General features: G+C 63.5%; 24 protein-coding genes. 11 read left to right on the forward strand and 13 right to left on the reverse strand.

What is annotated here, in order from left to right; all coding sequences use genetic code 11:
• Positions 1-42: 42 nt before the first annotated feature.
• From FJ974_RS12655 to FJ974_RS12665, 3 genes are all read right to left on the reverse strand, one after another.
• Complete coding sequence (locus FJ974_RS12655; RefSeq protein ID WP_140530203.1) at positions 43-1,692, reverse strand: thiamine pyrophosphate-binding protein; 1,650 nt, start codon at positions 1,690-1,692, stop codon at positions 43-45.
• Entirely contained in the window at positions 1,689-2,864 is a 1,176-nt protein-coding gene (locus FJ974_RS12660; RefSeq protein WP_140530205.1) for a CaiB/BaiF CoA transferase family protein, read from the reverse strand. Before FJ974_RS12660 ends, FJ974_RS12655 begins: the two co-directional genes overlap by 4 nt.
• A 96-nt stretch (positions 2,865-2,960) precedes the next feature.
• Entirely contained in the window at positions 2,961-3,893 is a 933-nt protein-coding gene (locus tag FJ974_RS12665; protein ID WP_140530206.1) for an alpha/beta fold hydrolase, read from the reverse strand.
• A 200-nt stretch (positions 3,894-4,093) separates the two neighbouring features.
• On the opposite strand from FJ974_RS12665, the gene FJ974_RS12670 reads away from it, so the two are divergent.
• The 6 genes from FJ974_RS12670 (at position 4,094) to FJ974_RS12695 (ending at position 9,678) form a co-directional block, all read left to right on the forward strand.
• Positions 4,094-5,107 (forward strand): ribonuclease T2 family protein, encoded by a 1,014-nt coding sequence (locus FJ974_RS12670; RefSeq protein WP_140530208.1) that lies wholly within the window; start codon positions 4,094-4,096, stop codon positions 5,105-5,107.
• A 192-nt stretch (positions 5,108-5,299) separates the two neighbouring features.
• Positions 5,300-6,949: an energy-dependent translational throttle protein EttA gene (ettA, locus tag FJ974_RS12675; protein ID WP_140530210.1), complete on the forward strand. Its 1,650-nt coding sequence runs from the start codon at positions 5,300-5,302 to the stop codon at positions 6,947-6,949.
• Between the two features lie 59 nt (positions 6,950-7,008).
• Positions 7,009-7,257: a DUF6290 family protein gene (locus tag FJ974_RS12680; protein ID WP_140530212.1), complete on the forward strand. Its 249-nt coding sequence runs from the start codon at positions 7,009-7,011 to the stop codon at positions 7,255-7,257.
• A 187-nt stretch (positions 7,258-7,444) separates the two neighbouring features.
• Complete coding sequence (locus tag FJ974_RS30395; protein WP_413468353.1) at positions 7,445-7,519, forward strand: type II toxin-antitoxin system RelE family toxin; 75 nt, start codon at positions 7,445-7,447, stop codon at positions 7,517-7,519.
• On the forward strand, positions 7,516-8,307 hold the full coding sequence (gene tam, locus FJ974_RS12690; protein WP_140530214.1) for a trans-aconitate 2-methyltransferase: 792 nt from the start codon (positions 7,516-7,518) through the stop codon (positions 8,305-8,307). The genes FJ974_RS30395 and tam overlap by 4 nt, the downstream gene beginning before the upstream one ends.
• A 249-nt stretch (positions 8,308-8,556) precedes the next feature.
• Complete coding sequence (locus FJ974_RS12695; protein WP_140530215.1) at positions 8,557-9,678, forward strand: beta-ketoacyl-ACP synthase III; 1,122 nt, start codon at positions 8,557-8,559, stop codon at positions 9,676-9,678.
• Between the two features lie 11 nt (positions 9,679-9,689).
• Here FJ974_RS12695 and FJ974_RS12700 read toward each other — a convergent pair whose 3' ends face one another.
• The gene (locus FJ974_RS12700) at positions 9,690-10,256 is read right to left on the reverse strand and encodes a methyltransferase family protein (protein WP_140530217.1); all 567 of its coding nucleotides are present in this window, start codon (positions 10,254-10,256) and stop codon (positions 9,690-9,692) included.
• 172 nt (positions 10,257-10,428) lie between these two features.
• Between FJ974_RS12700 and FJ974_RS12705 the strand changes: the two genes are divergently transcribed.
• Positions 10,429-11,064, forward strand: coding sequence for an MOSC domain-containing protein (locus FJ974_RS12705; protein ID WP_140530218.1), 636 nt, complete (start codon positions 10,429-10,431; stop codon positions 11,062-11,064).
• A 55-nt stretch (positions 11,065-11,119) separates the two neighbouring features.
• Here the strand turns inward: FJ974_RS12705 and FJ974_RS12710 are convergent, their stop codons facing one another.
• The 4 genes from FJ974_RS12710 to tsaA form a co-directional block, all read right to left on the reverse strand.
• Positions 11,120-11,962: an SDR family oxidoreductase gene (locus FJ974_RS12710; RefSeq protein WP_140530220.1), complete on the reverse strand. Its 843-nt coding sequence runs from the start codon at positions 11,960-11,962 to the stop codon at positions 11,120-11,122.
• 132 nt (positions 11,963-12,094) lie between these two features.
• A complete protein-coding gene (locus FJ974_RS12715; protein ID WP_140530221.1) occupies positions 12,095-13,057 on the reverse strand; it encodes an aminotransferase class IV in 963 nt (320 codons plus the stop codon).
• 124 nt (positions 13,058-13,181) lie between these two features.
• Complete coding sequence (locus FJ974_RS12720) at positions 13,182-13,496, reverse strand: DUF2293 domain-containing protein (RefSeq protein ID WP_140530223.1); 315 nt, start codon at positions 13,494-13,496, stop codon at positions 13,182-13,184.
• Positions 13,493-13,999 (reverse strand): tRNA (N6-threonylcarbamoyladenosine(37)-N6)-methyltransferase TrmO, encoded by a 507-nt coding sequence (gene tsaA, locus FJ974_RS12725; RefSeq protein WP_140530225.1) that lies wholly within the window; start codon positions 13,997-13,999, stop codon positions 13,493-13,495. Before tsaA ends, FJ974_RS12720 begins: the two co-directional genes overlap by 4 nt.
• A 148-nt stretch (positions 14,000-14,147) precedes the next feature.
• Here tsaA and FJ974_RS12730 point away from each other — a divergent pair, with 148 nt between their 5' ends.
• Both FJ974_RS12730 and metF read left to right on the forward strand, forming a co-directional pair.
• Positions 14,148-15,155 carry an ArsR/SmtB family transcription factor gene (locus FJ974_RS12730; RefSeq protein ID WP_140530226.1) on the forward strand — a complete coding sequence of 336 codons (1,008 nt, stop codon included), beginning with the start codon at positions 14,148-14,150 and terminating at the stop codon, positions 15,153-15,155.
• Complete coding sequence (metF, locus tag FJ974_RS12735) at positions 15,155-16,072, forward strand: methylenetetrahydrofolate reductase [NAD(P)H] (protein ID WP_140530228.1); 918 nt, start codon at positions 15,155-15,157, stop codon at positions 16,070-16,072. The genes FJ974_RS12730 and metF overlap by 1 nt, the downstream gene beginning before the upstream one ends.
• Before the next feature lie 381 nt (positions 16,073-16,453).
• Here metF and FJ974_RS12740 read toward each other — a convergent pair whose 3' ends face one another.
• Entirely contained in the window at positions 16,454-17,374 is a 921-nt protein-coding gene (locus FJ974_RS12740) for a DMT family transporter (RefSeq protein ID WP_140530229.1), read from the reverse strand.
• Between the two features lie 216 nt (positions 17,375-17,590).
• Between FJ974_RS12740 and FJ974_RS12745 the strand changes: the two genes are divergently transcribed.
• Positions 17,591-18,811: an alanine racemase gene (locus FJ974_RS12745; protein WP_140530231.1), complete on the forward strand. Its 1,221-nt coding sequence runs from the start codon at positions 17,591-17,593 to the stop codon at positions 18,809-18,811.
• Positions 18,812-18,935: 124 nt separating this feature from the next.
• Here FJ974_RS12745 and FJ974_RS12750 read toward each other — a convergent pair whose 3' ends face one another.
• Positions 18,936-20,123 (reverse strand): lytic murein transglycosylase, encoded by a 1,188-nt coding sequence (locus FJ974_RS12750; protein WP_140530233.1) that lies wholly within the window; start codon positions 20,121-20,123, stop codon positions 18,936-18,938.
• A gap of 182 nt (positions 20,124-20,305) precedes the next feature.
• On the reverse strand, positions 20,306-21,094 hold the full coding sequence (locus FJ974_RS12755) for a GH25 family lysozyme (RefSeq protein WP_140530234.1): 789 nt from the start codon (positions 21,092-21,094) through the stop codon (positions 20,306-20,308).
• A 316-nt stretch (positions 21,095-21,410) separates the two neighbouring features.
• Between FJ974_RS12755 and FJ974_RS12760 the strand changes: the two genes are divergently transcribed.
• Positions 21,411-22,796, forward strand: a complete 1,386-nt coding sequence (locus FJ974_RS12760) for a serine hydrolase domain-containing protein (protein WP_140530235.1) — start codon at positions 21,411-21,413, stop codon at positions 22,794-22,796.
• A 4-nt stretch (positions 22,797-22,800) separates the two neighbouring features.
• Here FJ974_RS12760 and FJ974_RS12765 read toward each other — a convergent pair whose 3' ends face one another.
• Both FJ974_RS12765 and FJ974_RS12770 read right to left on the reverse strand, forming a co-directional pair.
• Complete coding sequence (locus tag FJ974_RS12765; RefSeq protein ID WP_140530236.1) at positions 22,801-23,466, reverse strand: class I SAM-dependent methyltransferase; 666 nt, start codon at positions 23,464-23,466, stop codon at positions 22,801-22,803.
• Complete coding sequence (locus FJ974_RS12770; protein WP_140530237.1) at positions 23,463-24,761, reverse strand: DUF3419 family protein; 1,299 nt, start codon at positions 24,759-24,761, stop codon at positions 23,463-23,465. Before FJ974_RS12770 ends, FJ974_RS12765 begins: the two co-directional genes overlap by 4 nt.
• Positions 24,762-24,772 lie beyond the last annotated feature (11 nt).

Genomic DNA, 24,772 nt, shown 5'->3' on the forward strand with positions numbered 1-24,772 from the left:
GCCTGCCGGCAGGACAGGGCGGTAACCGCCCTGTCCGTCGCGTCATGATTTATCGCGGATTTGCGTCAGCGTGCGGGTCGGCGTGATCGCCTCGGGATCGAGCCTGATCTCGACGATCGCCGGCTTGCCGCTGGCGCGCGCGCGCTCGAAGGCGGGCGCGAAGTCGGCGGTCTTCTCCACCAGCTCACCATGCCCGCCATAAGCGCGGGCGAGCGCGGCGAAATCCGGGTTCTTGAGGTCGGTGGCGACGACGCGGCTCGGATATTCCCGCTCCTGATGCATGCGGATGGTGCCGTAGATGCCGTTGTTGACGACGATGACGATGATCGGCAGGCTGTACTGCACGGCGGTGGCGAATTCCTGTCCGTTCATCAGGAAGCAGCCGTCGCCGGCAAAGGCAATGACCTCGCGGTCCGGAAACAGGGTCTTGGCCGCGACCGCCGCCGGGGTGCCGTAGCCCATCGAGCCGGATGTCGGGGCGGCCTGTGTCGCGAACTGGCGGAAGCGGTGGAAACGATGCACCCAGGTGGCGTAGTTGCCGGCGCCGTTGGTGAAGATGGCGTCTTCGGGCAGCGCCTTTTCCAGATAATTCATGATCGGCCCCATCTGAACCGGGCCGGGGCCGGTCTCGGGCGGCGTCGACCATTCGAGATAGGCGGCGTGCAGCCTTGGCGCTTCGGCTGTCCAGGCTGGCTCCGAAGCCGGCTTGCGTCCGGCTAAGGCTTCGACGAAGGCCGAGGGTGAGGCGTTGATCGCCAATGTCGGCCGATAGACGCGGCCAAGTTCGCCGGCGTCGGCATGGACATGCACCAGCGCCTGGTCGGGATAGGGGCTTTTCAGCAGCGTGTAGTCCGAGGATGGCATCTCGCCCATGCGGCCGCCGATCAAAAGCACGACGTCGGCCTGCTTGATTGCCGAGGCCAGCTTCGGGTTGATGCCGATGCCGACATCGCCGGCGTAGTTCGGATGGAGGTGGTCGAACAGCATCTGGCGCCGGAAAGAGCAGCCGACTGGCAGCGACCAGGCTTCGGCGATCGTGCGCATCCGCGCTACTGCCTCTTCGTCCCAGCGCGTGCCGCCGAGAATGACGAATGGGCGCTTGGCGCCGGCAAGCAGCATCTCCAGCGCGTCGAGCTCTGCTTCGCCGGGACGCGTCTCCACCGGCGTGTGCGGAAGGGCTTCCGGCGCCTCGACCTCGCTGGTCAGCATATCCTCGGGCAGCGAGATAACCACGGGGCCAGGCCGGCCCGAAGTCGCCACCGCGAAGGCGCGGGTGACGAATTCGGGAATGCGCGCGGCATCATCGATCTCGACCACCCATTTGGCGATGTCGCCGAAGAAGCGTTTGTAGTCGACCTCCTGGAAAGCTTCGCGCTCCTTGGCGTGGCTGGCGACCTGGCCGATGAACAGGATGAGCGGCACCGAATCCTGCATGGCGATGTGGATGCCGGCCGAGGCATTGGTGGCGCCCGGGCCGCGGGTGACGAAGCAGATGCCGGGTTTGCCGGTCAGGCGACCCTGGCAGTCTGCCATCATCGCCGCACCTCCTTCCTGGCGGCAGACGATGGTGCGGATGGGCGAGTCATGCAGCGCGTCGAGCACAGCCAGATAGGATTCGCCCGGTACGCAGAAGATGCGGTCGGTGCCGTTGGCTTCCAGCGCCTCGACTATCAATTGTCCGCCTGTCTTCATTTTTCGGATCTCTCCAGTTCGGCAAGGATTTCCGCGGTGTGCTCGCCAAGGCGCGGCGAGGGGCGCTCGTAGACCAGCGGCGTGCCCGACATCAGCATCGGCGCCCGCACCGATGGCAGCAAATTGCCATGGCCGTCGTCGAGGTCGAGCCGCATGCCGCGCGCGATCGTCTGCGGGTCGGCGAACATCTGGCCGATGGTGTTGATCGGGCTCGCCGGCACGCCTGCTGCCTCAAGTTTTGCCAGCAGCGGATCGCGATCCCAGGTCTTCAACGTCTCGATGATCAGTTCGCGCAGTTTCGCGCGGTTGGCGACGCGGGCAGGATTGGTCGCGAAATCGGGATCGGCTGGCAGGTCGGCGAGACCGACCGCGGCGCAGAATTTGGTGAACTGGCCGTCATTTCCAATCGCCAGGATGATGTGGCCGTCCTTCACCGGCAGCACCTCATAAGGCGCAATGTTCATATGCGCATTGCCCATCTGCACCGGTGACTTGCCGGAGACCAGATAATTGAGGTTCTGGTTGCCGAGCGCCGAGATCTGGCTGTCGAACAGCGCCATGTCGATGTGCTGGCCTTCGCCGGTCTTTTCCGCATGGCGCAGCGCCGCCTGGATGGCGATGACCGAGTAAAGCCCGGTGAACAGGTCGGAGATGGCGACCCCGGCCTTTTGCGGTTCGCGCCCGGCCTCGCCGGTGATCGACATCATGCCGGCCATCGCCTGGATGATGAAATCGTAGCCCGCACGGGGCGCATAGGGGCCGTCCTGGCCAAAGCCGGTGATCGAACAATAGACGAGGCGCGGGTTGAGCTTCTTCAGGCTGTCATAGTCGAGGCCGTATTTCTTCAGGCCGCCGAGCTTGAAGTTCTCGATCAGCACGTCCGCAGTGGCGACCAGCCGGCACAGCGTGTCGGCGCCTTCCGCTTTGGAGAAATCGACAGCGATCGAGCGCTTGCCGCGGTTGCAGGAGTGATAATAGGCGGCCGACAGGTTCACGCCGTCGTGGCTCATGACGAAGGGCGGACCCCATTTGCGGGTATCGTCGCCGCCATCCGGGCTCTCGACCTTGATGACATCGGCGCCGAGATCGGCGAGCAACTGCCCGGCCCAGGGGCCAGCCAGGATGCGGGCGAGTTCGATAACGCGGATGCCTTTGAGCGGAGGTTCGGCCATCGCCGGTTCGGACATGGGATCACCGTGGTTTAACGAAGCGAAGGCTCTATCAATCGCAGGCCACCCTGTCACGGCCCATGCGATGGGCCACACCGGTCAGCACTTCAGCACGCGGTCGGTCCAGGCGGCGAAATCATCCATGACGACGTCGCGATTGATCTCGTTCAGACTTTCGTGGCGGGTGTCGGCGTAAACTTTTGAAACCAGATTCGAAAAGCCCATCATGTGCATGCGCCCGGCCAGGTGGTTGACGGCTTTGCCGTAATCCGACGCGGGATCCTTCTCGCCACCGACAAGATTGACGAAGAGTTCGCGGCGCACATCGGCAAAGCTGCTGTTCTTGCCGCCGTAAAGCGCCATTTTGACCACGTCGCGCCACATCGACACCGAGGCGTCCCAGCCGCAGAGCGGGTCGGCGATGTATTTGTCGACCTCGGCCGGGTCGCGCGACAGCCAGTCGAACAAGGTCCGGTGATCGGGCACCGCCTTGCCCCAGGCCTGGAAGGTCAGCTTCGGCAAAAGCCGAGAAGGGACGTCGGAGCCCAGCCGCATCCGTTCCCAGCCGAGAATGCCCAATGCCAGCTGCCCGAGCAGGCCTTGCGAGAAATTGCCGTTCCAGATCGCGGCGGCATGGACACGACCGGAATGGCGCAGGACAAAGTTCAGCGCGATCGAGGCACCGAGCGAATGGCCGAAGACGATGACCGGCAATCCCGGATGCTCGGACGCGATCAGGTCATGGACCGCGCCGACATCGGCGATCACCTTGGCGATGCCATCAGTATCGGCGAATTTACCGAGCGGCGCGTCGGGTGCCTTCGTCGCGCCATGGCCTCGATGGTCATGCGCATAAACGTGGAAGCCACGGCCCCCGAGGAAATCGGCAAAGCGGGCATAGCGCGCCGCATGCTCGGCCAGCCCATGGTTGATCTGGACCACGGCGCGCGGGTTTGCCCCCGCCTGTTTCACATTAAGGTTGAGGTCGGCCCCTGTCGGTGAGGCCAGCCTGATCTGCTTGTCGAATGGCATGTCTCGCTCCCTCCGCGACTGTTGGGGGAGCGGCTGATCGGCGTCAAGGGCAGAGCCGTTCGATCAGCGCAGCCTGGAAGCGTTCAGCGGGAGATTGTTTTTTTCGCCCGGCGAAAAAAGATCGCAATTCTGACACGCCGACTGTTCTAGTGTGACAATCCAATACTGATTTGTTGCAATCAACTGCCGGGAGAGCGGGAATGCGGGTTTGGGCACTGTGGGGTTCGGTTTTTCTGTGCGCCGCCGGCGTCAACGCGGCGCATGCCGACGTCAAAATGAGCGGCACCTTCGTGGCCGACAGCGCCTGTCCGGCGACGCAGGCCATCAAGAGCGGCAAGAACCCCGGCAATGTCTCGACCGAGGCCGGGCAGAGCTATCAGCTTCTGGCCGGCAACAAGGACCAGCCAAGCCATTATCTCATCCAGGTGCCGGGCGCCGATCCGGAACGGCGCTGGGTGAAGATCGGCTGCGGCCATGTCAGCGGCGGCAGTGCGTCAACCACGACGGCGCCCTCCGACCAGACCACTAGGCCGTCGCAACAGGTCTCGGGCAAGCCGGAATATGTCTTCGCGCTGAGCTGGCAGCCGGCCTTCTGCGAAACCAAGGCCAGCAAGCCCGAATGCAAGGCGCAGAGCCCCGGCGAGTTCGATGCCTCGCACTTCACGCTTCATGGGCTGTGGCCGCAGCCGAACGGCAATTTCTATTGCCAGGTGTCGGGAAGCGACAAGGCCAATGATAATCCATCCCACTGGGGCGACCTGCCGCCGGTCAATCTCGACGCGAACACGCGCGCCGAGCTTGAACAGGTGATGCCGGGCACGGCTTCCAAGCTCGAACGCCACGAGTGGATCAAGCACGGCACCTGCTACGGCAAGAACCAGCAGGATTATTTCTCCGATGCGCTCAATCTGATGCGGGCGGTGAACGCTTCGCCGGTGCGCGATCTCTTCAACAAGAATGTCGGCAAGCAGCTGACGTCGGACCAGATCCGCAGCGCCTTCGACCAGGCTTTCGGCGCCGGCGCCGGCGAGCGCGTGCGCGTGTCCTGCCTGGTCGATCCGTCGAGCGGCAGGCGGCTGATCGGCGAACTGACGCTCGGCCTCTCGGGCCCGATCGCTGCGGATAGCAAGCTCAGCGATCTGCTCATGGCCTCGGCGCCGACAAGCAAGGCCGGCTGCCCGAAGGGCACGGTCGACCCGATCGGGTTCCAGTAGAAGAGCCGGGCCACCGGCACGTCCAGTGCGCAGACGGCGCGGATTTCGGCGTTGTCTGCGGGAACTTGCGAGCTTGCGCAAGCCGCGGGATTGACCGCGGCATGGCGAAAGCGATTGCCGTTGGCCGCTGCATCGCCTACATAGCGCGCAATCTCCATCCAACCGACACTTCAGTTTTCAGGGAAAGCGCGCGTGGCTCGCCAGTTCATCTATCACATGTCCGGCCTGTCGAAGGCCTATGGCACCAAGAAGGTGCTCGATAACGTTCATCTGTCCTTCTATCCGGACGCCAAGATCGGCATTCTCGGCCCCAACGGCTCGGGCAAGTCGACCATCCTGCGCATCATGGCCGGGCTCGACAAGGAGTATCAGGGCGAGGCGTGGCTGGCCGAAGGCGCGACCGTCGGCTACCTCGCGCAGGAGCCGCAGCTCGACCCCAACAAGACCGTGATGGAAAACGTCATGGAGGGCGTCGCCAGGAAGACCGCCATCATCGAGCGCTACAACGAGCTGATGATGAACTATTCCGACGAGACGGCCGACGAGTCGGCCAAGCTCCAGGACGAGATGGACAGGCTGAACCTGTGGGACCTCGAGCAGCAGGTCGAGATGGCGATGGATGCGCTGCAGTGCCCGCCGGGCGATTCCGAAGTGACCAACCTGTCGGGCGGCGAGCGCCGCCGCGTCGCGCTTTGCCAGCTTCTACTGCGCCAGCCGGATCTGCTGCTGCTCGACGAGCCGACCAACCATCTCGACGCCGAGACGACGGCGTGGCTGGAAAAGCATCTGCGCGACTATCCGGGCTCGGTGCTGATCATCACCCACGATCGTTACTTCCTTGACAATGTCACCGGCTGGATTCTCGAGCTCGACCGCGGCCGCGGCATCCCCTACGAGGGTAACTATACCAAGTATCTCGACGCCAAGGCCAAGCGCCTGATCCAGGAAGGCCGCGAGGACGACGCCCGCCAGAAGTCGATCTGGCGCGAACGCGAGTGGATCCAGTCCTCGCCGAAGGCGCGCCAGACCAAGTCCAAGGCGCGCATCAAGGCCTATGAAGAGCTGGTCGAGCAGTCGCAGAACCGCAAGCCGACCGACACGCAGATCGTCATCCCGGCGAGCGAGCGGCTCGGCAATGTCGTCATCGAGGTCGAAGGCCTCAACAAGGGTTTTGGCGACGAGCTTCTGATCGAAGATCTGTCCTTCAAGCTGCCGCCGGGCGGCATCGTCGGCGTCATCGGCCCGAACGGCGCCGGCAAGACGACGCTGTTCAAGATGTTCACCGGCCAGGAGAAGCCGGATGCCGGCTCGATTCGCATCGGCGAGACGGCGAAGCTCGGCTATGTCGACCAGAGCCGCGACGCGCTCGACCCGAACAAGACGGTATGGGAAGAGATTTCGGGCGGCGCCGAGGTCATCAAGCTCGGCAAGCACGAGGTCAACAGCCGCGCCTATTGCTCGTCCTTCAACTTCCGCGGCGGCGACCAGCAGCAGAAGGTCGGCAACCTTTCGGGCGGCCAGCGCAACCGCGTGCATCTTGCCAAGATGCTGAAGGGCGGCGGCAATGTGCTGCTGCTCGACGAACCGACCAACGACCTCGACACCGAAACGCTGAGCGCGCTGGAAGACGCGCTGGAAGCCTATGCCGGCTGCGCGGTCATCATCAGCCACGATCGCATGTTCCTCGACCGCATGGCGACCCACATGCTCGCCTTCGAGGGCGATGCGCATGTCGAATGGTTCGAGGGCAATTTCGAGGAATACGAGAAGGACAAGCTGCGCCGCCTGGGCGCCGAAGCGGCGGCCCCGCACCGCATGACGCACAAGCGGCTGACGAGGTAGGCTTCAATCCGTTGCGAGCATCCCCGGTTTGACCTAAATTGGTCTAATGGAGCTTCCATATGATCACAGTAAAACTGCCTGAGAAAGCCGAGAAGCTGCTGACCGCCATGGCCAAGGCCAGCGGTCGTTCGACAGATCAGGTCGCGACAGAAGCCATTCTCGAGGCGATCGAGGATTGGCAGGACGCCAAGATCGCTGACGAGCGTCTGGGGAATGACGACGGCATTCGCATTCCGCTGGAGGACGTGATGCGGAAGCTTGAGCTTCGTGAAGCCGAGGAACGTCGCAAGAAGCCCGCCGCTGAATGAACTGGCGTGTCGAGTTCACGCCAGGAGCCGTGAAAGACATCGAACGGTTGTCCACAAAAGATCGGCGCCACATTCTTGAATTCCTGCACCAGAGGGTATCGTCCCATCCCAACCCAAAACCCTTGCCAAGCGGCTCACCGCGACCAAGGCAGAGGCTTGGCGTTTTCGCGTCGGCGACTACAGGATCATCGCTCAATTCCAGGATAGCCGTCTGGTTGTTCTGATTGTGGAAGTTGGCAACCGTCGCGAGGTCTATCGATGAGCATCACAGCCACCAGGACGAAACCTGACTGGTCCGCCGCCCAATATCTGAAGTTCGAGGACGAGCGCACGCGGCCGGCGCGGGACCTGGTGGCGCAGGTGCCGGTGGATTTCCCGCGCCGCGTCGTCGACATCGGCTGCGGGCCCGGCAATTCGACCGAGCTTCTGGTCGAGCGCTGGCCGGATGCCGAGGTCAGCGGCTTCGACACCTCGCCCGACATGATCGAGAAGGCGAGGGCGCGGCTGCCGGGTGTCACCTTCGCGTTGGCCGATGCCGCCAGATGGCAGCCTGAGCAGCCGGTCGACGTCATCTTCGCCAACGCCGTCTTCCAGTGGCTGCCTGAGCATCCGACGGTATTCCAGCGCCTGATGGGATTGCTGGCGCCCGGCGGCGCGCTCGCCGTCCAGATGCCGGACAATCTCGGCGAGCCCTCGCATCAGATGATGCGGGATACGGCGGCCGAGATGCCGTTCTCGGCGAAGCTCGACGGTGCGGCGCGCGGGCCATTGCCGCCGGTGTCCTTCTACTACGACCTTTTATCGCCGCTCGCCGACCGGCTCGATATCTGGCACACGATCTACAACCATCCGCTCGCCGATGCCGAAGCGATCGTCGAATGGGTCAAGGCGACCGGGTTGAAGCCGTTCCTCGATCCACTCGATGCGGATGAGAAAAAGCTGTTCCTGGAGCATTATACGGCAAGGATCGCACAGGCCTATCCGAAGACGGCGAACGGCAAGGTGCTGCTGCGCTTCCCGCGTATTTTCATCATCGCCAAGCGGGCTTAAAGCATGTCGCGTGAAAAAGGGTTCACGTGACATGCTTTAAATCTTTGATCTTCAGCATGTCTTTGTCCCGAAACCGCTGCACACTTTCGGGAGACATGCTTTGGCCCGCCGGAACGATACCTGGCGATGCCAGGCTTGGGGCGCCGCAGTGCCCGCGGCGGTTGTCGATTTAAGCTGGCATAAACCGGCCAAATGCGACATGGGTAGCGCGGGTTCGCTTCGGGCTCCGTGCCCCCGGATGGATTGGACATGCATCGCGTCATCATCAGCGGCATCGGCGCCGAAATCCCTGAACCCGTCATCACCAATGAAGAGCTGGTCGAGAGCTTCAACAGCTGGGTCGACACCGAAAATGCGCGGCGCGCCGGGACCGACAAAGAGTTGCTGCAGAAATCCGACAGCGCCTTCATCGTCCATGCCTCGGGCGTAAAGACGCGCCACGTCATCGAGCGCGAAGGCATCCTCGACCCGACCCGAATGGCGCCGCGCATTCCAGCGCGGCCGGACGATGCGCTGTCGCTGGAGGCGGAGTTCGGCATTGCTTCGGCCAGAAAGGCGATTGCCCACGCCGGCGTGGAAGCGTCGGATATCGACCTGGTGATATGCTCGGCCTCGCATCACCAGCGGCCCTATCCGGCGATTGCCATCGAGATGCAGGAGGCGCTCGGCACAAAGGGCGCCGGCTTCGACATGGGGCTTGGCTGCTCTTCCGCCGCGGCCGCCCTGCATGTCGCGGTCAATCTGGTGCGCGCGGGCGCGCACAAGCGCATTCTGGTCTCGACGCCCGAGATCATCACCGGCCATCTCAATTTCCGCGACCGGCAGACGCATTTCATCTTCGGCGATGCTTCGGTGGCCATGGTCGTCGAGGGGCTGGCGCAAGGCGAGAAGCGGCCGGGGCGCTTCGAGGTGCTCGACACGCGCGCCTGGACACAGATGTCGAACAACATCCGCACCAATCTTGGCTATCACACCCGCACCGCCCAGGACGATCCCTATAGGATCGATCTGGTGGGCAACCTGATCAAGCAGGTCGGCAACAAGGTGTTCAAGGAAGTCACGGTCGCCGGGCACAAATTCATCGTCGAGTTCCTGGCCGAGCATGGGCTGACGCCGCAGGGCATCCGCCGCTTCTGGCTGCACCAGGCCAATGCGCGCATGAACGCGATGATCCTGAAACTGTCCTTCGGTCACGATGTCGACCACGACCGCGCGCCGATGGTGCTGGAACGCCTCGGCAACACCGCAGGCGCCGGCGCCATCGTGGCGCTGTCGGAGAACCACGCCGACATGAAGGCCGGCGATTTCGGCCTGCTCTGCGCCTTCGGCGCCGGCTATTCGATCGGCGGCGCCCTTTTGAAAATGCTTTAAATCGCCGCTATTTACGCCGGTGCGAAGGGCACCAGCATCGGCACCCGCCTGGCATAGTCGTCGTAGGCGGTGCCCAACTCGCCGCGCAGGAAGTTCTCCTCGAGCTTCGCCTTGACGACGATGCCGATGAGCAGCAAGGCGGCGCCGGCGATGCCCCAGACCGTGCCCTTGGCAGCCATGGTAGCGAGGATTGACAGCAGCAGGCCGGTGTAGATCGGATGCCTGACCAAGCCGTAGGGTCCGGTATCGACCACACGGTGATCGGCCTTGGCGGTGATGGTGCCGGACCACAGCCGGCCGAGATGCAGGCGCGCCCACCAGGCGAAAGCGATGCCGACGGCGATCAGCGCGACGCAGATCCACGCCTCTGCAAGGGTCGGCATCCAGAGCCGAAGCCTGCCGACATAGCCATGCGCCGGAACGAATAGCAGAATCGTGCCGGCCAGCCACAAAATACGATAGCTGAATTCAGCTCGAACGCCGGCGCGCTTTTGCGCCGGATCGGACCAGAAGGCGGCTGCGGCCCAGGACACGACCCAGGCCAGCCACAATGCCGCAATTGCGGATGCGGGTTGCATGATCGAACGTCCTCCCGAGTTATGGTTCAGGTTTGCCGCACGGCGGCAATGCCGCATAGCGGAAAGCGCCGGCGTTTCCGGTAAGAAAGTCGTGATCGGCCATCAGGTCGCCTGATCGGACCATCAGCGCTTTCGACTGGACCGCGCGAGGGAGGGTCTCTAGACCAGCGATATGCAGGATACGAAAACAAATCCGGACCTCTTCCCGGCGACCGAGGCTCCGACCGATATCGTCCCCGCGCGCAAAATCACCGCAAAAGCGGCGGCGCTGTATGCGGCGCCGTTCGATCATTTCGAAACCAGGCCGGTTGAGGAATTGCGGCTCGGCTTCGACGGCATCGAGGGCGACTTTCATGCCGGCGCGACGCGGCGCTCCGGTGGGCGCGAGCCCTGGTATCCGCGCGGCACCGAAATGCGCAACGAACGGCAATTGTCATTGGTGGCGGCCGACGAGCTCGCCATCGTCGCCGAGCGCATGGGACTCAAGCAGATCAAGCCGGAATGGATCGGCGCCAACCTGCTGATCGAGGGCGTGCCGCAGCTTTCCATGCTGCCGGCCGGCTCGCTTTTGTTCTTCAAGGGCGGCGTGACCATCAAGGTCGACGCGCAGAACGGGCCTTGCCGCATCGCCGGCCGCTCCATCGCCGAGAATGCCGGCATGGCCGATCACGAGGCGGGAGCGCTGCTGTTCCCGAAGGCGGCGAAACGGCTGCGCGGCCTCGTCGCCTGGGTCGAGAAGCCGGGCACGATCAAGGCCGGTGAGGAGATTTCCGTGCGCGTGCCAGAGCAGTGGATCTATCGCGGATAATCAGCGCTATTGCAGAAGGCCGCGCCGCCGTTTTGCGACGCGGCCGGATCGTACCTCAAGCCGCCTTGCGGTTCTTGTTGGCGCCCTGCGCCTTGACCGAAACATCGTCCCACTTTTCCCAGGTGGCGATGCGGTTGGCGTATTCCTGTTTGATCATCGGCAGGCCGCCGTCGCCGAAAAAGACTCTCAGCGGCGGCTCGGCTGCGTCGACGATCGCCAACATCGCGGGGCCGGTCGCCTCTGGATCGCCGGCCACCGCGCGGCTGCGGCGCTCCGCCATGGCGGCGCGGGCCGGAGCATAGGCCTCGATCTGCTTCGACACCTTGGCCGACGGGCCGGCCCAGTCGGTGGAAAAGCCACCCGGTTCGACGAGGGTCACATGAATGCCGAACTCGGCGACCTCGAGGCTGAGCGACTGGCTGAACGCCTCCAGCGCCCATTTCGAGGCATGGTAGAGGCCGAGCGAGGCGAAGGCGTTGACGCCGCCGATCGAGGAGATCTGGATGATGTGGCCCGAGTGCTGCGCCCGCATGATGGGCAAGGCGGCCTGGGTGACCCAGAGCGCGCCGAACACGTTGGTTTCGATCTGGTCGCGGGCTTCCCGCTCGCTGACTTCCTCGATGGCGCCGAAATGGCCGTAGCCGGCATTGTTGATGACGACGTCGAGCCGGCCAAAGCGCTTGTGCGCCTCGGCGATTGCGGCCTCGACGGCTTGCTTGTCGGTGACATCAAGTTTCAGAGCCGCGATCTTGTCGCCATATTTCTCGACGAGGTCGGCGAGGGTGCCGGCATCGCGAGCAGTGGCGGCGACGCGGTCGCCGCGGGCGAGCGCAGCCTCGGCCCAGACGCGGCCAAAGCCCTTCGACGATCCGGTGATGAACCAAACCTTATCTGTCATGATCGGTGTTCCTTGCCCATGGGGGCGTGATTTTTGGGGATAAGCGGAGGTATCTCCGTTTCTGCCATATATGGCGAACACCGGGTTTTTCCAGCGGCGGCGCCGGAAATATTTGGACAGCGGCGATCGAGGTCAGGAATAGCGCACTGCGCTCGACCAGGCCGGATCCTCATGTTTTTGCCAGTAGAGCCGCATCAGGCGATCGGTGATTGTGCCGACTTTGCCGTCGGCCACGGGCATGCCGTCGACCGTCGTCACCGGCATGATGCCGCCGGCAGTCGAGGTGATGAAGACTTCGTCAGCCGCCTTGAGGGCGGCGACGCTGACATCCGCGGCAATCGCGGCGAGCCCGGCTTCGGCACAAAGATCGAAGACAGTGCGGCGCGTGATGCCGGGCAGAACACCGACGGCCGGCGTCGACAGCCTGCCGTCCTTGACGCAGAACACGTTGAAGCCCGGGCCTTCGGCGACATTGCCGTTGAAGTCGAGGACGAGCGCGGTTTCGGCGCCGCGGTCATAGGCATCGTAGAGCCCACGCACCAGGTCCAGCCAATGGTAGTTCTTGATCGAGGGATCGATTGAGGCCGGCGGGATGCGCACCTTGTCGCTGATCGCGACGTGAAGGCCGCGGCGCAGTTGCTCGGCATTGGCGACCGAGCCGAAGGGGACGGCGAAGGCCATGAAGCGGTTGATCGACTGGCGCGGATCGCGGCTGAAGGTCGGCGAGGCGCCGCGCGTGCAAAGCATCTCGACATAGGCGGCGCGATGGCCGGAGAGCGCGACACAATCATGCAGGATTTCGGCGACGTGCTCACGGTCGAACGGGATCGACATGCGCAGCCGCTCCAGCCCGCCGAAGAAACGGTCGAGATGCAGGTCGAGCCGGAAGAAGCGGCCATCCCAGACATGCACCGTGTCGTAGGTGGCGTCGGAGTGCAGGAAACCCCAGTCCAGCACCGAGATCTTGGCTTGCGACATCGGCAGATATTGCCCGTCGAGAAAAGCGACGCCGCTGGGATAGGCATGCGGGTCGACATGGCGGTCCGAGAGCAGGGGCGGCGACCCGGGGGGCCTGGCGGCAGCGTTCTGGCTCATCGCGATCGTCCTCCTCGATATGACAACGCAGGCTATCGCGGCGTCCCTGATGAGATAGAGCCAGCCTGCCCGTGCTGCTTGGCCTCGGAAGCAGACCGAACAAGCATATACGGGCCAGCAGTTCTCATTCTTCCTCGTCATGTTCCTGAAGCAGCCGTGTCGCCCGCCAACGGGTGAGCACCTCGTTGGTCCGCCCAATGACGAAGAAGCGCGCCGAATCCCGGTCGTAACCTTCGGCGAGCAGCTTTTCGTAGTCGGTATGGGCGTGGCGAACATGGGCGATGGTTGCCAGCCACACGGCGATCGACGGCGGCAAGCTCTTCATATGCACCGAACCGGCGTCGGCGCGGATCTTTTCCATGTCCGCATAGGGAGCGAGCGGCAGCAATGCCGTGAGCGCCTTGGCGATGGCGCGGCGGCGGCCGGTCGGCGCGCTCATTTTTCGTCGCGCCCGGCAATGGTCGCGTCGGGGAAAGCGTCGGTCGAGGCATAATAGGGTTTTACGTCGATGACCGGCGTGCCGTCGAGCACATCGATCGCATCGATCTCGATGCGGCCAGCCTCGATATCGAGCGCGACGAGTTTCGCGACATGCAGCCCGACCGGGTTCGGCCGGGCAGGCGAGCGCAGCGAGAAAACCCCTTTCGGTTCAGCGGCATGGCGCGGTTTCTGCACGATCAAATTGCGCGGCGCGTGATTGAGCCAGGACAGGATGACGATGTGGCTGGCGCGGTCGAGGTTTTGCAGCCCAGGGCGGAAAGGCTCGCCGACAAGGATGGTTGCCGTCCGTCCGTCCTCGCGGGCGGCGCGCATGTTCTTGGGGCATTCCTCACGGCTCGTCCAGGGCGAGACGATATGGCCGATGAAGACGACATGGCCGTCCGGCCGCATATCCGCCGGGTCGGTCTGCAGAAACTGCTCACCGTCACGTGTCTCGAACATCGTTTTCATCCCAGTCTTTTCCGCGAAGAACCGCATAGCCAAGCGGATCACGGCTGCGCCATTTTCTTGTCCGGAAGCGACATAGCGCTTGCCAAGATATCAAAATCCACATAAACATATCTTTATATCTTTCAACGAGAACGCGCCCATGCATGCTCCGCTCGACACCATGGTAGATACATTGAAGGCGGCGGCCGAATCCAGCCGGCTGCGCATCCTGGTGCTGTTGTCGCGCGGCGATCTCACCGTCTCCGACCTCACCGAGATCCTCGGCCAGTCGCAGCCGCGCGTCTCGCGCCATCTCAAGCTGTTGCTCGAGGCCGAGCTTATCGGCCGTTACCAGGAAGGGTCGTGGGCCTTCTTCAGGCTGTCGGATGCGGACAGCTCGCGCGACTTCGTGCAGCGGCTGGTCTCCAGCATAAGTGAGGCCGATCCGCAGGTGGTGCGCGATCTCGAGCGGCTGGCAGCCGTCAAGCGCAAGCGGCAGGACCGCGCCGCCGAATATTTCTCGGAAAATGCCGCAAGCTGGGACCGAATCCGCTCGCTGCACGTGCCGGACCGCGCGGTGGAAGCGGCATTGCTCAAGCTCGTCGGCAAACGGCCGTTCCAGTCGATGCTCGACCTCGGCACCGGCACGGGCAGGCTCTTGGAAATCTTCTCGCCGCTTTACCGGCGCGGCATCGGCATCGACATGTCGCGCGAGATGCTGACGGTGGCGCGCGCCAATCTCGACAAGGCCGGTGTGGCCAATGCGCAGGTGCGCCAGGGCGACATCTTCTCGCCGCCGGTCGAGCGCAACGCCTTCGATCTCGTCACCATCCATCAGGTGCTGCACTATCTTGACGATCCGGCGCGCGCCATCGGCGAGGCGGCGCGGCTGCTGCGCCCATCAGGTCGGCTGATCGTCGTCGATTTCGCGCCGCATGCGCTGGAATTCCTGCGCGACCAGCATGCGCATATGCGGCTCGGCTTTTCCGACCGCCAGATCGCGGAGTGGTTCGCGGAAGCAGGCCTCGATCTCGAGGACAGCCAGGAATTCGAGCCGCGCGCCGGGAATGAAGCAAGCCTTACCGTCAAGCTTTGGCTCGGCCGCGATCGCCGCCTGCTGATCGCCGATCCATCCAACGACACGCTGCCAGCAAGGGAAACAGCCTGATGAACCAGTTCCGCTTTTCCCGCCGCCCCGACATTGGCGACAAAGTCAGGGTTTCGTTCGAGTTCTTTCCACCGAAGAACGACGAGATGGAGGCAAGGCTCTGGGATACGGTCACCCGCTTGGAGCCGCTCAAGCCGAAATTCGTCTCGGTGACCTACGGCGCCGGCGGTTCGACCCGGGAGCGCACCGCGCGCACGGTGAAGCGCATCCTCAACGAGACGACGCTGACGCCGGCGGCGCACATGACCTGCGTCGATGCGGCCCGCCATCAGGTCGACGCCGTCATCCGGGAATTCACCGACTTTGGTGTCACCCGTTTCGTGGCCTTGCGCGGCGATCCGGCCGCCGGCGTGGGAACCGCTTACCGTCCGCATCCCGATGGCTATGCCAACGGCGCCGAGCTGGTCGGGGCGCTGAGGAGCGTCGGCGATTTCGACATCTCGGTCTCGGCCTATCCGGAAAAGCATCCGGAAAGCCCCGATTTCGCCACCGATATCGACATGCTGAAGCGCAAGGTCGACAATGGCGCGACGCGGGCGATCACCCAGTTCTTCTTCGACAACGATCTTTATGAGCGCTATGTCGAGCGGGCGCGCCGCGCCGGGATCTACATCCCGATCGTGCCGGGCATCCTGCCAGTGCATAATTTCACCCAGGTCGCCAATTTCTCGGCCCGTTGCGGCGCGCTGGTGCCGGCCTGGCTGGCGGAGCGCTTCGAGGGGCTCGAGAACGACCCGCAGACGCATGCGCTGGTGGCATCGGCGGTGGCGGCGGAGCAGGTGCTCGACCTGGTCGAGCGCGGCGTCGGCGATTTCCATTTCTATACGATGAACCGCGCCGATCTGGTATTTGCCATTTGTCACATGATCGGCATCCGCTCGCATGAGTCGGAGGCAGCCGGATCGGCGGCGGCCTGAACTTTATGTGGGCAGAATGAAATGCAAAAGGCCGGGAGAAAACCCGGCCTTTCGAATAGTTTTTGATTATCAGCTAATTTTGTTCGTTCCGCTCTGGCGGTTACGGAAGAACACCTATGATAAGGGCGCAGATGAATGCGAACGCTGCGCAAATCATCAATGCGTTGATTGGCCTCGTCAGTCCCATGTCATAGCCTCCTGTCAAGAGCTATGGCGGGAGTCTAGGGTCATTTGTGCCACAGGCAAGCGGAAAATATGCTGCAATGCGACGCGATTGTGGAATCCGCGACCCGCAATTTGCTGTTTAGCCGTTGAAACTCTTCGGCAAAAACCGGCTAAGAAGTTGTGAATAAATTATGGCGGCGCTGTGGCATGGTACCGCTACCATCGGCCGAACAAGCGCCCGTCTATGGTGATCAAGCCGAGTCCGATCAGCGCCATGCCGCCCATCTCGAACAGCTGGAGTCGTTCGCCGAGGAACAAAAAGCCGAGCAGCACGGCGCTGACCGGAACGATCAGCGTCACCAGCGAGGCGTTGGTGGCGCCGGCCGAGGCGACGAGGTTGAAATAGAGGATATAGGCGAAGGCGGTCGACAGCAGCGCCAGCGAAAACACCGCTGCCCAGACCGGCGGCGAGGCCGAAAACAGCCCGGCTGGACCATAGGCGATGAGCACCACCGGGATCATGAGGACGGTCGAGGCGGTCAGCTGGCCGGTGGCGATGACCGGCGACGGCACGCCCTTGAAGCGGCGCGCGATCATCAGCGCCACTGCATAAGACACGGAAGCGCCGATCAGCGCGAACTTGGCCCAGACCGGGCCGCCGAGCCCGGCAAGCAGGCCCGGACCGATCATCACCGCCGTGCCGGCGACGCCGAGCGCGATGCCGGCAAGCTTGTTCCAGGTGAGCTTCTCGTCGGTGGTCAGCGCATTGGCGAGGATCAGCGTCCAGAACGGCGTCGTCGCATTGAGCACGGACGCGACACCGGCGCCGAGCTCGGTCTGGCCGGCGAAGATCAGCGAGAAGGGCACGACGTTGTTGGTAAGCGCCAAAAGGAAGAACAGGCCGGCATGCGGCAAGGCGAGGCGGAAGGACGGGCCGCGCAGCCCGAGATAGAGCTGAAGCGCCGCCGCGGCGATCGCCACACGAAACAGCACCAGCGCCAGCGGGTGAATCTCGGAGACGGCGATGCGGGCGAAGAAGAACGAGCCGCCCCAGATCGCGCCGAGCAGCAGGAGTTGCGCCCAATCCCTTAATGTCATCGGTCCGCGCGTCGGCGCGGTGCCGGCGGTGATCGTCATGTCGTCAGCCCTCTCCCGGGGCCGATCGCAATTCGGCCCGTCAAACATCTCCAACCGATATCCGGTCTGGCGGCAAGGGCCACCCGAAACCTGACCGGTGGTTTAGCATTGCCGCGAAATGGTGCGGCCGGCCGCAAAGGAAGGCCAGACACAGAACTGTTTTCTTTGGCGGCTAGCTAGGATTAATTGTGCGCGCTTCAGATTGGGGATTCGTCCATGCAGCGATTCGAAAATGCCAGCGAGGCGGCGCTCGCCCTTCGCCCGGACGACCCTGTCTACTGCTTCCGCCCGCAAGTGCTGAAAGCCGATGCCCTGCAGTTCATGGGTATGTTTCCCGGCAAGACCGCCTATGCGGTGAAGACCAATGGCGAGCAGATCGTGCTCAGGACGCTGGTGGACGCCGGCGTCGGCGCCTTCGATGTTGCCTCGCCCGGCGAATTCGCCGCCGTGCGCGCCGTCTCCCCCGATGCCGAGATGCTCTACATGCATCCGGTCAAGGCGCAGTCCGACATCAAGCTGGCGCTGGAGAAATACGGCATCCGTGTCATTTCGCTCGACCATGAGGACGAGATCACCAAGCTGACGCGTGTGGTGCGGGCGCTCGACATCGATCCGGGCGCAATCAGTGTGTTCGTGCGCATCCAGACCAAGGGGCACGCGGCTTACGAATTGTCGAAGAAGTTCGGCGCCGGCCCCGCCAACGCGGTGGAGCTCGCCGAACGGCTCAACCGCACCGGCTACAGAGTGGGCCTGTGCTTTCATGTCGGCAGCCAGATCGAGGACCCGGACACCTATGAGCGCGCACTGGCATCGGCAGACTGGGTGCGCAACCGGCTGACCTTCGACATTGCGGGGCTCGATGTCGGCGGCGGCTTTCCGGCCGAATACGGCCACGATCCCAACCGCAAGCAGATCGAGATGCCTTCGCTTGGACAGCTGATGTCGCGGCTGGCGGGCGACCTCAAGGAATATCAGTTCGACGAGATGCCGCTGGTGGCCGAGCCGGGGCGGGTGATCGTGGCGCGCTGCCTGTCGCTGATCGTGCGCGTGCTGCTGCGCAAGGGCAAGCGGCTCTATATCAATGACGGCATCTGGGCGTCGCTGTCGGATTCATGGACCGGCAAGATCACGCTGCCGGCGCGCTTCATCCCCGACCCGGCAATCCGCACACGCAATGGCGACGAGAAGACGATCGTGCCGTTCAAGGTCTGCGGCGCGACCTGCGATTCCGTCGATATCCTGTCCAGGCCCTTCTGGCTGCCGGAAACGGTCGACACCGGAGACTGGATCGAGATCGGCCATATCGGCGCCTATTCGCTGTCGCTGCGGACCCGCTTCAACGGCTTCTATCCCGATACCTTCGTCGAGGTGACGACGCCGTTCGACGAAGGCGACGCGCCGGTGGGGTTTGCGAGTTTGGAGACGATGGCGGATTAGGGAATTGGTGAATAGTGAATAGTGAATAGTGAAAATCCACCTATATAAAGTGAAGTCAATCCGAGTTACCACTCACTACTCACTACTCACTACTCACTACTCACTACTCACTACTCACTATTCACTATTCACTATTCAACTTCGCCAGTAGCTCCGGCGTCGGCCAGCCATCGACCGGCATTCCAAGCCGCATCTGTTCCTTGCGGATCGCCTCGCGGGTGTTGGTGCCAAGAATGCCGTCGACGGTGCCGACATCGTAGCCTCTGGCTTCGAGCTTGGTCTGCAGCGTCTTCATCTGGTCGCTGCTAAGGCCCGGATCGGGGGTGCGCGGGTCGAATTGCGGCGCGCCGGCAAGCCGCGACGCAAGGGCGGCCGCGGTCAGCGCGTAGGTGAAGGACTGGTTCCACTCCAGATAGACGTCGAAATTGTCGTAGGTGAGGAAGGCAGGACCCTTGCGGCCCATCGGCAGGGCGAGGCCGGCCTTTAATCCGTTGTCGATGAGCGGATTGCCATTGGGTTCGGTAACACCCCATTGAGCCCATTGCGACAGCGGCAGCTTGTTGGTGCGGCCGGTCTGGTCCCAGGGCATGTCGTCGGGAACGCGCACTTCCTCGATCCAGGGCTGATCGCGCTTCCAGCCGCGCGACAGGATCTTGTTTGCCGTGGTCATGATGACGTCCGGCGCGCTGTTCCTGAGATCGACCTTGCCGTCGCCATCGCCGTCGACACCGTGGCCGAGGTAATCGGTCGGCAGGATCTGGGTCTGGCCGATCTCGCCGGCCCAGGCGCCCTCGACGTCGGGCGGCAGCACGCCGCGATCGATCAGGGTCAGCAACGGCACCAATTGCGGCCTGAAAAGCTGCGGGCGTCGGCAGTCATGCGAGAGCGTGACCAGCGCGTTCAGCGTATGGAAGTCGCCTTGCACGGCGCCGAAATCGGTTTCCAGGCCCCAGAAGGCGGCAATGACGGCCGGCTGCACGCCGAACTGCTGGTCGGCGCGGGCAAAGACGTCGGCATATTTCTTCAGATTGGCGGCGCCCTGCCTCAAGCGGTAGGCCGAGATCATGCGGTTCGAGAATTCAGTGAAGGTCTGGGTGAAGACACCCTGGGCGCGGTCGCGCGCCAGCGCCTTCTGATCGATAGTGGCGTCTTCCAGCGCGTCGAGGCCGACCGCGCCGACGCCGGCCGCCTTGGCTTCTGCCGCGACGCCCTGTTTCCAGGCCTCGAAATCGCCGCCACATTGCTGTGCCGCCGCCGGCCAGGCGAAAGCCCCTAGGATCAGCGCTGCCAAGATTTCAACGCGCAATCGCATCGTTTCCCTTTCGAGACCGGCGCATGGCGCCGCATGACCACGAACCGGTTCTTGCCAGACCATGCGTAAGTATCAAAGTTCAGGGGCGTCCACAGACACCCCCTATGAATGCGCCGCTCGGGTCACCAGCGGTTGCAAAAATCGCCGCTGGCCGTGTCGAAAAGCAGGCGCGGCGGCCGATGTCAACGGGTGTTCTGCCGCAGCCATTTTTTCCAGGCCGCCTCGGAACCGTTGAAAACGTTGATATCGCACTTGCCGGTCATACCGGGAACGATGCCGGTTCCGGTGTATTGCCAGAAGGCGAAGGGATGGCCGCCGTATTTATCGCGCGGATGGCCGGCGACCGAGCGCAGCCAATAGGGATAGCCGCGGAACGTCGCCAGGTCGTTGTCGTCGAAGAAGTCGAGCGAGGTGTAGATGATCGGCTTCTTGCCGTAATGGCGCTCGATCATTTCGAGGAAAATGGTCATCTCTGCGCGCACCGTCGCCGGGTCAGGGCGCAGCCTGCAGGTCGGCGACTTCGGGTTCCATTCCATGTCGAGCACCGGCGGCATCGCCGACGGATCGTTGGGGACATTGGCGATGAACCAGCGCGCCTGGGCTTCGGCCGGCGTGCAGAAATAGAAGAAGTGATAGGCGGCGCGGGGAACGCCCGCGGCCTTCGTCCTTTGCCAATGCTCGTTGAAGGACTCGTCGAAGCGGTCGCCGCCCTCGGTCGCTTTGATGAAGGCGAAAGAGATGCCGCTGGCTCTCGCCGTCGGCCAATCGACCGAGGTCTGATACTTGGAGACGTCGGTGCCGTGGATGGCGTAAGTCCATGGCGCGCCGCTGTCCCACTCATGCGGCTTTGAGTCTTCGAATTTGGGCGCGCGCACGGCAATTGTCTGCGACGGCGACAGCGGCGAAAGATCGTCCACCGTCGAACAGGCGCCCAGCAGCGTCAGCATCAGGATGGCCGCAAGACGGCGCATGATTTTCCCCGAGCCGGTTCCAGCCGGCCGCTGATGGGTCTCTACTGATGGCCTTCGCTCGCTCGGGCCCCCTCCGAACGATCGCCCCACAGGATCGTTCAGCTGTCCAAAGCGCGTCGAAGGGGACGCGCCTTGGTGGTTATTCCTTCGTGCATGTCGTTGTCCCAAAACCGCTCGGCACTTTTGGGCGACATGCATCGGTCATCGCCGAACATGGTTGATAATCCATTGACGGCGCTCGACAACGCTCGTGATTTTGCGGAAGCAATGGCGGCAAATCGATGACATAAGTCGAGCCGGAAAATTTGGGGGAAAGATGCGGGCGGTTGTGAAATTCATCAAATGGCTGCTGGGCCTTGTCGTGCTGGCTGTCGTCGCACTCTTCGCCTGGCTCTATTTCGCGCCGCCGGAGCTGATCCGGGTCGGCTCCGGCTATTCTGCCAAGATCGTCTGCTCCAACGTCTTCATTGCCGGCCGCGACGCCGATCAGGTGCTGGCGGTCGACGTCCAGGCACCGGGCCATCCACTGCTGAAACTGATGAAAGTGTCCGTCGACAAGGAGAGGGGGATTGTTTCGGCGGGCCTGCTTTGGGTGCTGGGAAAAAGTATCGCCGTCGAGCGGGACGGCGTCGGCTGCGCTTCCGTTCCCGACGGCGACACTGGCAAGTCCAGACAGACGTCCCTGCATGCCGCGCCGCCAGCCGCAACGCAACCGGACGCGCTCTGGCCCGAGGGCGAGCGGGTGGATGCCTCGCAAAACCCTGAGGTTTCGAAGATCGTCGACGATCAGGCTATGGCCGGCATCGGCATGCGCGCGATCGTGGTGGTGAAGAACGGCCGTATCGTCGCGGAGCGCTACGGCGACGGCTTTTCGGCAAAGACGCCGCTGCTCGGCTGGTCGATGACCAAGACGGTGAATGCCGCGATCGTCGGCACGCTGGTGAAGGACGGCAAGATGGCGCTCGACAACAAGGGCCTGTTCGCGCCGTGGAAAGCCGACGGGCGGGCGGCAATCAGCCTTGCTGACATGATGGCGATGTCGAGTGGGCTGGAATTCAATGAGGATTATGGCGACGTCGCCGACGTCACACGCATGCTCTATCTGGAACCGGACATGGCACGGTTTGCCGGGGCCAAGCCGCTGACCGGCGAGGTCGGCAAGGTGTTTTCCTATTCGAGCGGCACGGCGGTGATGCTGTCGCGGCTCTGGCAGGATGCGATCGGCGACAAGGTAAAGGCGCTGGCATGGCCGAGGACGGCGCTGTTCGAGCCGCTCGGCATGCGCAGCGCGGTGCTCGAGACCGACGAGCAGGGCACTTTCGTCGGTTCATCCTATCTCTACGCCACGGCGCATGACTGGGCCCGCTTTGCACAGTTCCTGCTGCAGGGCGGGGTCTGGGACGGCAACCAGATCCTGCCTGCCGGCTTCGTCGACTGGATGCGCGAACCGGCGCCGGCCTCGAGAGTCTACGGCAAGGGCCAAGTGTGGATCGAAGGTCCGGGCGACGAGGAGAATCCCGGCGCCGGCGTCACCGAGGGCCTGCCCAAGGACACTTACTGGATGGAGGGGCATGACGGCCAGACGGCGGCCATCATTCCGTCGGAGCAACTGGTGGTGGTGCGGCTAGGACTGACGCCGGGCAAGTTCGGCTACCGGCCGCAAACGATGGTGGCGGCGCTGGTCAAGGTGCTGCACCAGTAATGTGTTATTTTGGGGATCCAAGCACGGCCAACCAGGCGTAGCCGCGATAAAGCGTTCTGAAATGGAAGCCTGCGCCGGTCCGCTCGGATTCCGATTCCAGCACCTCACGCAGCGAAGCGCGTGGCTGGACATGGAACTTCCGCAGCCAGCCGCGCAGCATCGCCCGGAACCACCGCGGCAGGCCTTCCTGCTGGCCGAAGTCGACGACATGCAGCGAGCCGCCGGGTGCCAGCGCAGCGAGTGCTGCCGAAACGGTCTTTTCCCAGCCTGGGATCATCGACAGCGAATAGGAGACGAAGACGCGGTCGAACCGCTCAACGCCGAAGAGCGCCCCAGCGTCGAAATCGGTGGCGTCGCCGCGCGCCAGGCTGACTTTGGCCGAGAGGCCTTCGCGGGCGATTGCAGCGCCGGCCGTTTCCAGCATCTCGGCCGAGATGTCGAGGCCGAAGAAGCGGGCATCGGGATAACGGCGAGCGGCGAGCACGATGTTGCGGCCGGTGCCGCAGCCGAGCTCAAGCACGGTGCTGCCGGGCGGCACGTCGAGCCCTTCGATCAACCGATCGCGGCCGAGCAGGTAATATTTGCGGGTCAGATCGTAGATATGGCGCTGCCAACGATAGACGCCATCCATCAGTTCGGCGTGGCTGGCGGGCAGCTCCGTCGTGCTCATGCGGCGCGCTTCACATAGAGGTGGAAGCCGCCATAGATGGCCGAGCGGTCCTGCGCCGAGAATTCGCGCGACGCTTCGTTCTCGTAATTCCACTGGTCGAGGAGCGAGTTGGAGAGGCGGCCCGGCAGCAGGCTGGGTTCGGCCGCGGTGCGAAAGATGACGCGGGCGCCGGCCGACGCCGTGCGGGTGATCTCGGTCCACAGCGCATTGAGCTGGTCGTCGGTCATCCAGTCCTGCGCATCGAGGAGCACGAAACGGTCGACGGAGCCGGCATCCTTGCCGGCGAGGAATTCGATCAGATTGGCGTGGTGGATGGCGACGCGATCGATGTTGGCGCGGATCACCTTGTAATTGCGCTTTTCCAGGTAGGCGGGCAGCGCAGCCTCGCCTGGCTGCGGATAGCGGCGGGCAAAGGCCTGCCAGGCAAAGTAGTTGTTCTTCAGCGGGAAATCGCAAGCGAGCTTTTCCAGCCGGGCTTTCAACACGCTGACCATCGTGCCGTCGCCTGAGGTGATCAGCGAATCGTACTGTGCCGGCGGGATGCCGAGGCCGAACAGCGAGGCCTTGCGCGACATCGTCCATTTCAGCAGCTTCTTGTCGAAAACCGGCGCCAGCTCCTCGTTGAAGAAGCGGCGCTGTTCGCCGATGTTGGTCGCGGCCATGATGCCGGCCGGGTCGACGCCGAACAGCTTGGCGACGCGATGTCCCATGGCGATGAACAGGCCGAGCAGGCCGGTTTGATAGAAGTTGCGGTCGAAAACCGCGATGCGGCGGCGGCCTCGCCAGTTCCGGCGCTCCCAATATTGGCGGCTGACCGGATCGAGACGCGGCGCGATGAAGCGGTCATAGGCGTCCGAATTATGGCTTGTGTCGGCGGCGCCGAAGAAGCGGAACAGGTCGGCCTGCGACGGCAGGTGGCGCACGGCCTGCAGCTTCATGCGGTTCAGTGCGACATGCGCGGTATTGAGATCGACGGCGTCTATGCTGGCCGGAGAGCGGGTGAGATAAGCCAGAATGTTGCAGCCGCCCGACGCGATCGTGACGACGCGATGGCCGGCGCCCAACTGCATGGCCTCCATGTCGACGTCCGGATCTTCCCAGATCTGCGGATAGACGAGGCCGGAGAACAGAAAGGCAAACAGCCGCTCGGAGATACCCGCCTTCGACAGGGCCCGGTTCTGATAGACGGCTTTTCCGACTTCCTTGCCACGGCGAAAAACGAGTTCTCCCGAAATATCCGACATGGCAAGGTGATTCCCCGTTTGCGTTGGCGCAAGCGGGTAGCGCAGCGTCATGACAGGCAGGT

Source organism: Mesorhizobium sp. B1-1-8 (assembly GCF_006442795.2).
GTDB lineage: Bacteria > Pseudomonadota > Alphaproteobacteria > Rhizobiales > Rhizobiaceae > Mesorhizobium.

Coding starts and splice junctions, on each gene's coding strand:
- FJ974_RS12655 (WP_140530203.1), bottom strand. CDS start 1,692: ATGAAGACAGGCGGACAATTGATAGTCGAGGCGCTGGAAGCCAACGGC.
- FJ974_RS12660 (WP_140530205.1), bottom strand. CDS start 2,864: ATGGCCGAACCTCCGCTCAAAGGCATCCGCGTTATCGAACTCGCCCGC.
- FJ974_RS12665 (WP_140530206.1), bottom strand. CDS start 3,893: ATGCCATTCGACAAGCAGATCAGGCTGGCCTCACCGACAGGGGCCGAC.
- FJ974_RS12670 (WP_140530208.1), top strand. CDS start 4,094: ATGCGGGTTTGGGCACTGTGGGGTTCGGTTTTTCTGTGCGCCGCCGGC.
- FJ974_RS12680 (WP_140530212.1), top strand. CDS start 7,009: ATGATCACAGTAAAACTGCCTGAGAAAGCCGAGAAGCTGCTGACCGCC.
- tam (WP_140530214.1), top strand. CDS start 7,516: ATGAGCATCACAGCCACCAGGACGAAACCTGACTGGTCCGCCGCCCAA.
- FJ974_RS12695 (WP_140530215.1), top strand. CDS start 8,557: ATGCATCGCGTCATCATCAGCGGCATCGGCGCCGAAATCCCTGAACCC.
- FJ974_RS12700 (WP_140530217.1), bottom strand. CDS start 10,256: ATGCAACCCGCATCCGCAATTGCGGCATTGTGGCTGGCCTGGGTCGTG.
- FJ974_RS12705 (WP_140530218.1), top strand. CDS start 10,429: ATGCAGGATACGAAAACAAATCCGGACCTCTTCCCGGCGACCGAGGCT.
- FJ974_RS12710 (WP_140530220.1), bottom strand. CDS start 11,962: ATGACAGATAAGGTTTGGTTCATCACCGGATCGTCGAAGGGCTTTGGC.
- FJ974_RS12715 (WP_140530221.1), bottom strand. CDS start 13,057: ATGAGCCAGAACGCTGCCGCCAGGCCCCCCGGGTCGCCGCCCCTGCTC.
- FJ974_RS12720 (WP_140530223.1), bottom strand. CDS start 13,496: ATGAGCGCGCCGACCGGCCGCCGCCGCGCCATCGCCAAGGCGCTCACG.
- tsaA (WP_140530225.1), bottom strand. CDS start 13,999: ATGTTCGAGACACGTGACGGTGAGCAGTTTCTGCAGACCGACCCGGCG.
- FJ974_RS12730 (WP_140530226.1), top strand. CDS start 14,148: ATGCATGCTCCGCTCGACACCATGGTAGATACATTGAAGGCGGCGGCC.
- metF (WP_140530228.1), top strand. CDS start 15,155: ATGAACCAGTTCCGCTTTTCCCGCCGCCCCGACATTGGCGACAAAGTC.
- FJ974_RS12740 (WP_140530229.1), bottom strand. CDS start 17,374: ATGACGATCACCGCCGGCACCGCGCCGACGCGCGGACCGATGACATTA.
- FJ974_RS12745 (WP_140530231.1), top strand. CDS start 17,591: ATGCAGCGATTCGAAAATGCCAGCGAGGCGGCGCTCGCCCTTCGCCCG.
- FJ974_RS12750 (WP_140530233.1), bottom strand. CDS start 20,123: ATGCGATTGCGCGTTGAAATCTTGGCAGCGCTGATCCTAGGGGCTTTC.
- FJ974_RS12755 (WP_140530234.1), bottom strand. CDS start 21,094: ATGCGCCGTCTTGCGGCCATCCTGATGCTGACGCTGCTGGGCGCCTGT.
- FJ974_RS12760 (WP_140530235.1), top strand. CDS start 21,411: ATGCGGGCGGTTGTGAAATTCATCAAATGGCTGCTGGGCCTTGTCGTG.
- FJ974_RS12765 (WP_140530236.1), bottom strand. CDS start 23,466: ATGAGCACGACGGAGCTGCCCGCCAGCCACGCCGAACTGATGGATGGC.
- FJ974_RS12770 (WP_140530237.1), bottom strand. CDS start 24,761: ATGACGCTGCGCTACCCGCTTGCGCCAACGCAAACGGGGAATCACCTT.